We start from the raw sequence: 12,281 nt of genomic DNA, 5'->3' as shown, positions 1-12,281 counted from the left end.
CTGTAAAATTGAATAAAACAACTTAACAGATAAACGAATAAACACTTGTATTATCTAGCTACTCTACCAGAAGCATCACCTCCCATTAATTTTTCTACTTCAGATACAGTTACCAAGTTGGCATCACCTTTAATTGTATGTTTTAAACAAGATGCAGCAACTGCAAAGTCTAATGCGTTTTGATCATCTTCTGGATATTTTAACAATCCATAGATTAATCCTCCCATAAAAGAATCTCCACCACCAACTCTATCTACAATATCAGTAATCTGATATTGGCGAGTTTCGTACATTTTTTCTCCATCATATAAAACTCCTGCCCATGTATTGTGAGAAGCAGAAATAGAACCTCTTAATGTTGTAATTACTTTTTTAGCTCTTGGAAATTTTTCCATCATTTGCTTACAAACAGATAAGAATGCTTCAGCTTTTACATCATGACCATGTTTGTGCACATCTAATCCTTCTGGATGAATTCCAAAATGTTTTTCTGCATCTTCTTCATTTCCTAAAACTACATCACAGTAAGATGTTAATTCTGTCATTACTTTTTCTCTGTGAGCATCATCACAATATTTCCAAAGTTTAGCTCTATAATTTAAATCTGTAGAAATAGTAACGCCTTTGGAACTTGCAGCTTTTACAGCTTCTAAACATACATCTGCAGCTCCTTGAGAAATTGCTGGAGTGATACCTGTCCAATGAAACCATTCTACACCATCAAAAACAGCATCCCAATCAATCATTCCAGACTCGATTTCTGCAATTGCAGAATGTGCTCTATCATAAACTACTTTAGAGCCTCTAGATACTGCACCTGTTTCTAAAAAATAAATTCCTAACCTGTCTCCACCCCAAACTATTTTGTTAACATTAACACCTCTTTTACGCATTTCCATCATTGCACACTGCCCAATATCATTCTTTGGTAAACGCGTTACAAAATCTACATCAACTCCATAATTAGCTAAAGAAACTGCTACATTAGATTCTCCACCACCATAAATTACATCAAAATTATTTGCTTGCGAAAACCTTAAAAATCCTTGAGGAGCTAATCTTAACATGATTTCTCCGAAAGTTACTACTTTACCCATTTTTACTCTAAATTTTAAGTTTATAATTAATTGGTTAAACGTTTAACCAATGTTTCAAAATAAAATCAAAACCTATATTCAACTATTTGTTTTGATTATTCTAATTCAAACTGTATCTTTGTTTAAACGATTAAGCAAAGATATAAAAATTTGGCAAAAAAAAACAAAACTACTATAAAAGATATTGCAAATGTGCTAAATATATCTGGTGCTGCTGTTTCTAAAGCGTTGCATAACGACTCTAGGATTAGTGAAAAAACTAAAAAAGCAGTAAGACAAGTTGCTAAAAACTTAAATTATCAACCAAACCATTTGGCAAGTGCTTTAAGAAGTGGTAAAAGTAAATTGGTTGGGGTTATTGTACCTAGAACCAATAGTAATTTTTTTGCAGCTACCATTCATAATATAGAAGAGGTTTTAAATGAAGAAGGCTATAACATCATCATTACACAATCTAACGAATCTTATAAAAAAGAATGTGCCAATATTGATACACTTTTGTTTACTCAAGTTGATGGAATTATAGCATCAATGGCAAATGAAACTGTAGATCTAAATCATTTTGAAAAAATTAAAGCGGCTGGTATTCCATTAATCACTTTTGATAGAGGTGAGAATGATTTGAATGTAGATTATATTGGTATTGATGATTACGATAGCAGTCATGTAATTGTGAATCATCTTGTAGAACAAGGATGTAAAAGAATTGCACATATTAGTGGTTTTAAACGAACTAGAATTTATAATAATAGAATTAGAGGATATATTGACGCTTTACAAAAACATAATTTACCTTTAGAAAATGAGCTTCTACTTGAAAGTGATTTATCAACAGAAGATGGTAGAAAAAAAATGCAACAATTATTAAATTTAAAAAACAGACCAGATGCTGTTTATGTTGCTGGAGATTATGCTGCTCTTGGAGCTTTACAGATTTTAAATGAAAAGAAAATTAAAGTACCTCAAGAAATTGCATTAGTTGGTTTTGGTGATGAACCTTTTGCAAATATGGTAACTCCAAAAATAACAAGTGTAAATCAACATTCTTATAAGATTGGTAGAATTGCTGCTGAAACTTTTTTAGGGTATTCTAAAAAAACTAAAATTGAGCAGTCTTTGAATAAAATAATTTTAGATGCAAAACTAATTGTAAGAGAATCTTCTTTAAAAAATTATAATTTATAAAAATCTGATATTGTGATTTTTAAACAAAAAAAGAGCTGATTAAAATCAGCTCTATGTTTTTACAATTTATAAATCCCCCAACTTATAATTGATATCTACACAAATATAAAAATCAATTTACAAAACTTTAACAATCTTCGGTAATTGGGTTTTTTCTGTGGTTGAATGGTAGAAAAGTATCGTTTAATAGAATTAAATAATGTTAAAGTAAATTTAATTTCTTCATTAACTCTCCTTTATTAGATCTACTAACTGGTACAACATCTTTATTAACTAGCACAGTATTATCTTCTATATCAATAATTTCTGAAGTATTAATAATAAAAGATCTGTGTACTTTAAAAAATAAATGTGTTGGTAGTTTATCTTGAATTTTCTTTAACGTAGAATGAACTATATAGTTCTTTTCTTTAGTTTTTATATTGATATAATCACCTTTTGCTTCAATTAAAAATATACTTGGTATGTGTACTTTTACTAGTCTTCTATCAACATTTACATAAATATGTTCTGGTGTCTCTTTTTTTTCTATAATAGATTCTTCAACATTATTAGAAATAGAAAAGAGCTTATCTAGTGATTTATCAAATCTTTCTTTGTTGATTGGTTTTACAAGGTAATCTACTACACTTTTATACTCAAATGCCTCTAATGCTAAATTCTTATCAGAAGTTGTTAATACAATTTTAGGTGGATTCTTTAGTGTTTTGATAAAATCAAAGCCAGAAAATGTGGGCATGTGTATATCTAAATATACCATATCTACTGTATTGCTATTCAAGAATTTAATAGCTTCAATTGCTGAAGAAAATTCATCAATAACATTTATTTTTCCTGAATTTAAACATAACTGTCTTGTAATCAGCCTAGCAGTTGCGTCATCATCAATTATAATACAATCCATTCTACAAATAAAAAAAATTACTAGTATAAATATACATGAATTTTGTTTAAAATTTTAATAAAATCATCATGTAATTCAGTATTTCCTTTTCTTAATTGTTTTTCGAAGTTTGTAGCTAATTTTAATCCTTCTTTAAGACCTAGTAAACTTATTTTATGTTTAATTTTATGAACATCTTTGGATGCTTCTTTGTAATTTTTATTTGAGAAATTTAATGTAAAATCTTCAACTTCTTTAGGATATTCTTTTCTCATAATATCTAAAATACTGTTCTGAAAAGATTCATCTTCACCAGCAATTTCTTTAATAAAGGATAAATTTGGTTCTTCCATGATATTATAATTCTATTAGGTAACTATTGTATTTCTCCAAGTTTCTAATACAGTAATTAAATTTTTTGCATAATCTTTATAACTTGTAGGTTTACCATAAAAACCAAACGCTCCTAATTTTAAAATCTGCTTAAAATCTTTTGCTCTTTTAGATGTTGACATTATTATAAATGGAATATTTTTGAACTTTATATTACTTTTTAATTCAGATAAAAATTGAATTCCGTTCATCTTTGGCATATTTAAATCTGAAACTATCAAGTCAAATGTATTTTCAGAATTAAGGATTTTTAATGCATTTTCACCATTATCAGCTTCAAATATTATGCTTTTAAGTTTAATTTCTTTACAAACTTTCTTAAACTTTATTCTTTGCAATTCATCATCATCTACTAGCAAAATTGATAGAGGTTTCATAATTGAGGTTTTATTCCACCTTAAAACTCTTAAAAAAATGCTGTCTAATTTTATTTATTTGATAAATTGTTTACAAATATCCTTAAAAGGTAATTTTTAGTAGTTAAGTTGTTTTTAATTAAATAGTTATCTGTCTATCAATTTGTTGATCTAATGAAATAAAAGTTTCTGTTCTCGAAACTCCCTTTATATTTTGTATGTCTTTATTTAATAAATACATTAAATCTTCATTATTTTTACAAAGTATCTTTATAAAAATCGCATAATTACCAGTTGTGTAATGGCTTTCTATGACTTCTGGTATCTCTTTTAATCTTTTAATTGCAGATGAATATTGACTAGAAGAATCTAAAAAAACACCTACATAGGCAGTAGTTGTATAGCCCAAAGCTTTAGGGTTAATTACCATTTTGTAACCATCTATGAGTTTCGATTTTTCTAATTTTCGTAATCTTTGGTGTATTGCAGCTCCAGAAATACCAACTTCTCTTGCAATACTCAATACAGGTGTTCTTGCATCTTTTACTAATCTTCTAATTATAATTTTATCAATTCCGTCAATTTTCATTTTAAAAATTTAGTATAAATATAAAAAAATAGAGAATACAAAACATGTATTCTCTATTTATATTCAAGATTATAATTACTATTGCAATTTATGCTTTCATTTCAAAATCTTCCATAAATTTTGTTGTGTAATTACCTGATATATAATCTGGATGATCCATCAATTGTCTATGGAAAGGAATTGTGGTTTTAATACCTTCTATTACAAATTCATCTAAAGCACGTCTCATTTTATTGATTGCTTCTTCTCTAGTTTGAGCAGTAACAATTAATTTGGCTATCATAGAATCGTAATTTGGCGGAATCATATAACCAGCGTAAACGTGTGTGTCCATCCTTACTCCATGACCTCCAGGAGAATGGAAAGTAGTCACTTTACCAGGTGCAGGTCTAAAATTATTATGAGGATCTTCTGCATTAATTCTACACTCTATAGAATGTAATTGTGGATAATAATTTTTCCCAGAAATTGGCACACCTGCAGCAACTAAAATTTGCTCACGAATTAAATCATAATTAACTACTTCTTCTGTAATAGGATGCTCTACTTGAATACGAGTATTCATTTCCATAAAATAGAAATTTCTGTGTTTATCTACCAAAAATTCTACAGTACCTGCACCTTCATATTTTATAAATTCTGCTGCTTTTACTGCAGCATTACCCATATTTTCTCTCAACTCATCTGTCATAAAAGGAGAAGGTGTTTCTTCTGTTAACTTTTGATGACGTCTTTGCACTGAACAATCTCTCTCTGATAAATGACAAGCTTTCCCAAAAGAATCACCTACAATTTGAATTTCGATATGTCTTGGCTCTTCTATAAGTTTTTCCATATACATATCATCATTACCAAAAGCGGCTTTAGATTCTTGTCTTGCAGAATCCCAAGCTTCTTTTAAATCTTCTGGTTTCCAAACAGCACGCATTCCTTTACCTCCACCACCTGCAGAAGCTTTTAGCATTACAGGATATCCTGTTTCTATAGCTAGTTTTTTACACTCCTCAAAATCTTCAATAACACCTTCTGAACCTGGTACACAAGGTACACCTGCAGCTTTCATTGTAGCTTTGGCATTTGCCTTATCTCCCATTTGGTCTATCATTTTACCAGTGGCTCCAATAAACTTGATATTGTGCTCTTCACATAAATTAGAGAATTTAGCGTTTTCAGATAAAAATCCATATCCTGGATGAATAGCATCTGCATTTGTAATTTCTGCTGCTGCAATAATATTAGACATTTTTAAATAAGACTCACTACTTGGAGCTGGTCCTATACAAACGGCTTCATCTGCAAAGCGAACATGTAAGCTTTCTTCATCTGCTTTAGAGTAAACTGCTACTGTTTTGATACCCATTTCTTTACAGGTTCTAATAACACGTAAAGCAATTTCACCTCTGTTGGCTATTAATATTTTTTTAAACATAAGTAAGAGTTTTGGGTTATGTGTTTTAGACTATTTAAGACAGGAACTAATCCTTAATTTAAATAGAGCTTAAACTCTTTTTAAGATGGATCAACTAAAAATAAAGGTTGATCAAATTCAACTGGAGAAGAATCATCTACTAAAACTTTAACGATTGTACCAGAAACTTCAGACTCAATTTCATTAAACAACTTCATTGCTTCAATAACACAAACAGTATCACCAGCACTAATACTTGTACCAACTTCTACAAAGTTTGGTTTATCTGGAGCTGGTTTTCTATAAAAAGTACCAATAATTGGAGATTTTACTGTGACGTAATTAGATTCATCACTAGCTTCAGATTTTACTGGTTCAGTAGTTTCTGTTATTGGTTGTGCTGCTACTGGAGCAGGAGCAGTTTGAGGCATACTCGCCATTGGTGCTGCTTGTACAATTGTGGTTTCTGTTTTAGCAGAACCTGTTCTAATGGTAATTTTTACATCTTCCATTTCTAACTTTACCTCGCTTGCGCCAGATTTAGCTACAAATTTTATAAGATTTTGAATCTCTTTAATATCCATACTTCTTATTGTTTAGTTATTAATTTTATGAATTATATGCCCATTTTAAGTAAATAGCTCCCCAAGTGAAACCACCACCAAAAGCAGCAAAAATTAAGTTATCTCCTTTCTTTAATTGATTTTCATAGTCTGCTAATAGAAGTGGTAATGTAGCTGATGTTGTATTACCATATTTATGAATATTCATCATAACCTTTTCTGGGCCTACACCAACTCTATTCGCAGTTGCTTCTATTATCCTTTTGTTAGCTTGATGTGGCACTAACCATTGAATATCTTCTTCTTTCAGATTATTTCTAGTTAGCATTTTTTCTGAAACATCTGCCATGTTTGAAACTGCATATTTAAATACAGTTCTACCTTCTTGATATACATAATGTTTATTAGCTTTTACAGTTTCTAGTGAAGGTGGCATTATCGAACCACCAGCTTCAATTCTTAAGAAATCTCTTCCTACTCCATCACTTCTTAAAAACTCATCTTGTAGACCAAAACCTTCTGTATTAGGCTCAAATAAAGCAGCTCCTGCTCCATCTCCAAAAATAATACAAGTAGCTCTGTCATTGTAATCAATAATAGAAGACATTTTATCAGCACCTATTAGTAAAACTTTTTTATATCTCCCAGACTCAATATAGCTTGAAGCTGTTGACATTCCATATAAAAAACTAGAACATGCAGCCTGTAAATCGTAAGAGAAAGCATTTATAGCTCCAATTTGAGAAGCAACATATGCAGCTGTTGCTGCAACTGGCAAATCTGGTGTTGCAGTTGCAACAATTACCATATCAATTTCTTCTGGACTAATATTGCTTTTCTGAATTAAATCTTCAGCAGCTTTTATGGCCATAAACGAAGTACCTAGTCCTTCTCCTTTTAAAATTCTTCTTTCTTTTATCCCTGTTCTTGAAGTAATCCACTCATCATTAGTATCAACATAAGATTCTAACTCTTTATTAGTAAGAACATAGTCAGGAACATATTTTCCAACTGCTGAAATTGCTGCAGTAATTTTTGTCATAATTATGATTTATTTCTAAACATTAGAATGTTCAAAAGTAGTGAAAATTATTTCACTTATTCCCCAAAAAAACACCAAAAGGACACTATTTTAACCTAAAAACGCAGAAAAACCCTCAAAAATGAGGGTTTTTCACTATTTATTTAATGAATTTTTACGCTTCTGCTGCTGCAGATTCTAAAACAACTTGACCTCTGTAATATAATTTACCTTCATGCCAATGTGCTCTATGATATAAATGAGCTTCTCCTGTTGTTGGGTCTGTAGCTATTTGTTGCGCAGACGCTTTATAATGCGTTCTCCTTTTATCTCTTCTAGTTTTAGATATTTTTCTTTTAGGATGTGCCATTTTATGTCTTTTTTTCTGTTATTAAATTCTTTAATTTATCCCATCTAGGATCTGTAGTTGCTACAGTTTTTTCTTTTTTTATTTCTAATTCTTTTAACTTGTTTAAGGCTTCAGATTCCATTGTACCATCCAAAACTTTTGGATGCACTCTTTTGTTAGGAACTGCCAAAACAATCATTTCGTAAATAAATTGTGCTACATTAAATTCATAAGCTTCATGAGGTAAAATTAAAATCTCCTCATTATCATCGTTAAATTCTGGTCCAAACTTTACCACCAATGACATTTCTGAATCCATTTCTTGATGATATAACTCATTACTTACATCACAAGGTACTTCTACTGTACCTTCTGTGATAAAATTAAGCTCGAATAATGTGCTTTTTTTTACAAAATGTAAAGAAACTTTAATTGATGAACTCGTAAATTCATCGTAATTAAATGCTTCAAAGAACTTATTATCAATTGTATAATCAAACTGGTGTTTTCCTTCTTTTAATCCTACAAATTGGATATTGTAATCTTTCAATTCTCTCATAATCAAACATCATTTGAGCGTGCAAAGATACAAAAAAATGTATTTCTGCAATATTTTTATCAAAAAAAGTAATTATTTAACAACCAGTGGTTTTTCTGTTAGTCCCTTGTATTCACTTCTTGATTTAAAAACTTGAAGTGCTGTAAACAAAGCCTCCTTAAATGATGATGGATTTGCCACATTTTTACCTGCAATATCATAACCTGTTCCATGATCTGGAGAAGTTCTAATATGTCCTAGTCCTGCTGTAAAATTGACACCTTTACCAAAAGATAATGCTTTAAAAGGTGCTAAACCTTGATCGTGATAAGTTGCTAAAACGCCATCAAACTGTTTGTAGGTTTCTGAACCAAAAAAGCCATCTGCTGCATAAGGTCCAAAAACTAGTTTTCCTGTTTCCTTGATTTCATTTATTGTAGGTTTTATGATTGCATCATCCTCTTTGCCAATAACACCATTATCTCCACAATGTGGATTCAATCCTAAAACTGCAATCTTTGGTTTATTAATTCCAAAATCTTGTTTTAAAGATTTATGCATTGTATCTACCTTACTTTTTATCAATTCTGGAGTAATGGAATTCGCAACATCAGCAATAGGAATATGACCCGTAATTAAGCCAATTCGAAATTCATCTGTCATTAAAATCATTAAACTTTTTCCTTCCAAATTGGCTTCTAAATACTCTGTATGGCCTGGAAATTTAAAATCTTCAGATTGAATGTTTTCTTTGTTGATTGGTGCAGTCAACAAGACATCAACTTTATTTTCTTTTAAATGTTTTACTGCAGATGCTAACGACTTTGCTGCGTAATTTCCAGATTCTTTAGTCGCTTTTCCTAGCTCTATCTTTACATCTTCTTTCCAAATGTTTAAAACATTTATTTTATTAGGATTCACTTGATTTATAGAAGTAATTCCATGGACAGGAGTTTCTATTTTTAATGCTTTTTTATGATAAGAAATCGCTTTTGTAGCGCCAAATAACACTGATGTACAAAAATCTAACATTCTCTTATCTTGGAATGTTTTTAAAATTACTTCAATACCAATTCCATTTAAATCTCCAATTGAAATTCCAACAATTATTTTATCCGTTTTCTCCATCCTTATCTTGTATTATCCGTATTTTTGTGATAACAAAAGTAACTAATTTTTAACGATATGTTTACAGGAATTATAGAAACACTTGGAGTGGTCACTAAAGTAGAAAAAGAGCAAGAAAATGTTCATTTAACTATTAAAAGTGATATTACAAACGAACTTAAAATAGACCAAAGTGTGGCTCATAATGGCGTTTGTTTAACTGTTGTGGCTATCAATAAAGATGAATATACTGTTACTGCCATTAAAGAAACTTTAGATAAAACCAATATTGGAAAACTAAAAAAAGATACGCTTGTTAATTTGGAACGTGCTATGAAACTAGGTGACAGATTGGATGGACATATTGTACAAGGTCATGTAGATGAAACTGGAGTTTGTAAAAACATTGAAGACGAAAATGGAAGTACAGTCTATACTTTTGAATACAATTCTGACAAAAACAATGTTACCATAGAAAAAGGTTCTATTACTATAAATGGAGTAAGTTTAACCGTTATTAATTCTACAAAAAGTGGGTTTTCTGTGGCTATTATTCCTTATACTTGGGAGAACACTACTTTTAAAACTTTACAACTTGATGATACTGTGAATCTTGAATTTGATGTGATTGGGAAATATGTGGCTCGTTTGACGAATTTGTAGTTTTTACTTTACAAGTATAACCATACAGTTTGTCTTGCTGATAGCATCTCACGCAATTATTCTCAAGGATTCTTTCAGAATGACAAATATTGTGGAGAAAATTAAGTGTTAAACCTTCGCTTCTTTCTTATGCAAAAATCGCGTCAATTTCATAGAAAGATCTAATAAAATGATTTTTGCATTTCCATTTCTTTCAATATGATACATTGCTTCACTAATTTCTTTTTCGATTTCTAGGATATTTCCTGAATGTACAAAAGGTGCGAATTTAGCAATATTAAAACCGGATTTTGTTTTCATAAAAACCAACTGATCAGACTTGTAGTTTAATAAAAGTGCTTGCCTAAAAAACTGCAAACAGTAGTTTAAAAATCGTTTTTGAGTTTCACGACCAGTTTTTGCAATCGCTTCAGACCATCCAATTAATTCTTGCACAACAGCTGCATTTCCTTTGGCTCTAAACGCAGTTCTAACCCAAGTTACAAACCATTCTTCAAAAACCAAATCATTACCATCGTTTTGTAATAAATGAATAGCCTTGTTAAAATTACCTTCAGCTTGTTGCGAAATTTTGGAAGCTTCATTATCATCAACTTGATGATTTACAACCAAAGTATTAGCAATGTCTTGTTCTGATAAAGCTGGAAAATGCAACGCTTGACAACGAGATTTAATCGTGTTTATAATTTGTTCTTCATTTTCTGTTATCAGCAGAAAAACAGTTTTTTGAGGAGGTTCTTCTATCAATTTTAATAATTTATTAGCTGCAGCAATATTCATTTTTTCTGCCATCCAAATTATCATCACTTTAAAGCCACCTTCGTAACTTTTTAGTTTCAATTTTTTTACGATGTCTTCTGCTTCATCAACCCCAATTAAACCTTGTTTATTTTCAACGCCAATATGTTGTAGCCAATTGAACAAACTTCCATAAGGTTGCGTTGCTATAAATTCACGCCAATCTTCTAAAAATAAATTGCTTACAGCATGTTTTTTTACAGAATCGTTTGTAGTTACAGGAAATGCAAAATGCAAATCTGGATGCTGTAACTTGTTACACTTTAGGTTACAAGCATCTACATTATCGGAAAAATTACACAACAAAAACTGTGCATACGCAATTGCCATTGGCAAAGTTCCACAACCCTCTTTACCTACAAATAATTGCGCGTGCGGAATTCTGCCATTTTCAGCAGATTTTATCAAATGTTTTTTGATATGTTCTTGACCTATAATTTGGTTGAAAAGCATAAGCAAATATATGATTTTAGAACCTTTTTACTTTATATTTTGTATTTTTAATGAATCCATAAATGAAGAAATCAAATATGAAAAAAGCACTTCAAATTTTAAACGGAATTGCATTCGTATCAACTGTTTTTATCAATTACTTATCCAATACAGGAGCTATGAATAACAGAACTATTGGTAGTTTGTCAGATTCAATTCGTTCACTTTTTACACCAGCAGGTTATGCATTTTCTATTTGGGGATTAATTTATCTGTTCCTTTTCGGGTTTGTAATTTACCAAGGAAGAAGCTTATTTTTAAAGGTTAAAAATGATGATTTCGTAGAAAAAGTTGGTTTTTGGTTTATTATTTCTTGTGTTGCAAATAGTGCTTGGGTTTTTGCTTGGATTTATGAATATACAGGTATTTCTTGCATTTTTATATTTCTATTACTTGCTTCAATTTTAAAAATTATTATCAATAATAAAATGCAAATTCAAGCTGTGAAAACATCAAAATTATTACTTATAAGTCTACCTTTTGTAATTTATGGAGGTTGGGTTACTGTGGCTAGTGTTGCAAATGTTTCTTCTTATTTGGTTAAAATAAATTGGGAGGGATTTGGAGTTTCAGCAGAAATCTGGACAATTATTATGATTGTAATCGCAACTTTAATTAATTTAATGATGCTATCTAAACGCAAATTGTACGCCTTTGCTTTGGCTGGTGCTTGGGCTTTAACTGCAATTGGCGTTGCAAATAAAGAGAATTATTCCACTGTTTCTACTGTTGCATTAGGAGCTGCTGTCTTGTTGGTTTTAGCCACTTTAATTATCAAAATAAAAAATTCAACCTCAAAAAATACATCAACATAAAACTATCGAAAACGATAACTTAAC

At 30.4% G+C, this 12,281-nt stretch carries 15 protein-coding genes; 3 read left to right on the top strand and 12 right to left on the bottom strand.

Translation table 11 applies throughout. The features are described 5' to 3' along the window. Positions 1-50 precede the first annotated feature (50 nt). Positions 51-1,097 carry a sugar kinase gene (locus BTO18_RS13210; RefSeq protein WP_105016673.1) on the bottom strand — a complete coding sequence of 349 codons (1,047 nt, stop codon included), beginning with the start codon at positions 1,095-1,097 and terminating at the stop codon, positions 51-53. A 150-nt stretch (positions 1,098-1,247) separates the two neighbouring features. Here BTO18_RS13210 and BTO18_RS13205 point away from each other — a divergent pair, with 150 nt between their 5' ends. Further along, positions 1,248-2,282 (top strand): LacI family DNA-binding transcriptional regulator, encoded by a 1,035-nt coding sequence (locus tag BTO18_RS13205; RefSeq protein WP_105016672.1) that lies wholly within the window; start codon positions 1,248-1,250, stop codon positions 2,280-2,282. A gap of 202 nt (positions 2,283-2,484) precedes the next feature. On the opposite strand, the gene BTO18_RS13200 is transcribed toward BTO18_RS13205, so the two are convergent. The 10 genes from BTO18_RS13200 to pdxA form a co-directional block, all read right to left on the bottom strand. Further along, entirely contained in the window at positions 2,485-3,186 is a 702-nt protein-coding gene (locus BTO18_RS13200) for a LytR/AlgR family response regulator transcription factor (RefSeq protein ID WP_105016671.1), read from the bottom strand. A 20-nt stretch (positions 3,187-3,206) separates the two neighbouring features. Beyond that, positions 3,207-3,518, bottom strand: coding sequence for a histidine kinase (locus BTO18_RS13195; RefSeq protein WP_105016670.1), 312 nt, complete (start codon positions 3,516-3,518; stop codon positions 3,207-3,209). 15 nt (positions 3,519-3,533) lie between these two features. Continuing rightward, positions 3,534-3,935: a response regulator gene (locus BTO18_RS13190; protein WP_105016669.1), complete on the bottom strand. Its 402-nt coding sequence runs from the start codon at positions 3,933-3,935 to the stop codon at positions 3,534-3,536. Positions 3,936-4,053: 118 nt separating this feature from the next. Further along, positions 4,054-4,503: an Lrp/AsnC ligand binding domain-containing protein gene (locus tag BTO18_RS13185; RefSeq protein ID WP_105016668.1), complete on the bottom strand. Its 450-nt coding sequence runs from the start codon at positions 4,501-4,503 to the stop codon at positions 4,054-4,056. 88 nt (positions 4,504-4,591) lie between these two features. Further along, positions 4,592-5,932: an acetyl-CoA carboxylase biotin carboxylase subunit gene (accC, locus tag BTO18_RS13180; RefSeq protein WP_105016667.1), complete on the bottom strand. Its 1,341-nt coding sequence runs from the start codon at positions 5,930-5,932 to the stop codon at positions 4,592-4,594. A gap of 80 nt (positions 5,933-6,012) precedes the next feature. Next, complete coding sequence (gene accB, locus BTO18_RS13175) at positions 6,013-6,495, bottom strand: acetyl-CoA carboxylase biotin carboxyl carrier protein (protein WP_105016666.1); 483 nt, start codon at positions 6,493-6,495, stop codon at positions 6,013-6,015. Between the two features lie 25 nt (positions 6,496-6,520). Next, on the bottom strand, positions 6,521-7,516 hold the full coding sequence (locus tag BTO18_RS13170) for a beta-ketoacyl-ACP synthase III (RefSeq protein WP_105016665.1): 996 nt from the start codon (positions 7,514-7,516) through the stop codon (positions 6,521-6,523). 154 nt (positions 7,517-7,670) lie between these two features. Then, positions 7,671-7,865, bottom strand: a complete 195-nt coding sequence (gene rpmF / locus BTO18_RS13165; protein WP_068361688.1) for a 50S ribosomal protein L32 — start codon at positions 7,863-7,865, stop codon at positions 7,671-7,673. 1 nt (position 7,866) lies between these two features. Continuing rightward, positions 7,867-8,403, bottom strand: a complete 537-nt coding sequence (locus BTO18_RS13160) for a YceD family protein (RefSeq protein ID WP_105016664.1) — start codon at positions 8,401-8,403, stop codon at positions 7,867-7,869. A gap of 72 nt (positions 8,404-8,475) precedes the next feature. Then, positions 8,476-9,510, bottom strand: coding sequence for a 4-hydroxythreonine-4-phosphate dehydrogenase PdxA (gene pdxA / locus BTO18_RS13155; RefSeq protein ID WP_105016663.1), 1,035 nt, complete (start codon positions 9,508-9,510; stop codon positions 8,476-8,478). Between the two features lie 57 nt (positions 9,511-9,567). On the opposite strand from pdxA, the gene BTO18_RS13150 reads away from it, so the two are divergent. Then, positions 9,568-10,152, top strand: coding sequence for a riboflavin synthase (locus BTO18_RS13150; protein WP_105016662.1), 585 nt, complete (start codon positions 9,568-9,570; stop codon positions 10,150-10,152). A 108-nt stretch (positions 10,153-10,260) separates the two neighbouring features. On the opposite strand, the gene BTO18_RS13145 is transcribed toward BTO18_RS13150, so the two are convergent. Continuing rightward, positions 10,261-11,403, bottom strand: coding sequence for a DNA polymerase III subunit (locus tag BTO18_RS13145; RefSeq protein WP_105016661.1), 1,143 nt, complete (start codon positions 11,401-11,403; stop codon positions 10,261-10,263). Between the two features lie 62 nt (positions 11,404-11,465). Here BTO18_RS13145 and BTO18_RS13140 point away from each other — a divergent pair, with 62 nt between their 5' ends. Then, entirely contained in the window at positions 11,466-12,257 is a 792-nt protein-coding gene (locus tag BTO18_RS13140) for a TspO-related membrane protein (protein ID WP_226789044.1), read from the top strand. Positions 12,258-12,281 lie beyond the last annotated feature (24 nt).

Origin of the sequence: Polaribacter porphyrae, from assembly GCF_002954685.1 — a bacterium.
Taxonomy (GTDB): Bacteria; Bacteroidota; Bacteroidia; order Flavobacteriales; family Flavobacteriaceae; genus Polaribacter; species Polaribacter porphyrae.
Note: the sequence above shows the minus strand (reverse complement) of the source record. Positions and strands in the feature narration are given on the sequence as shown.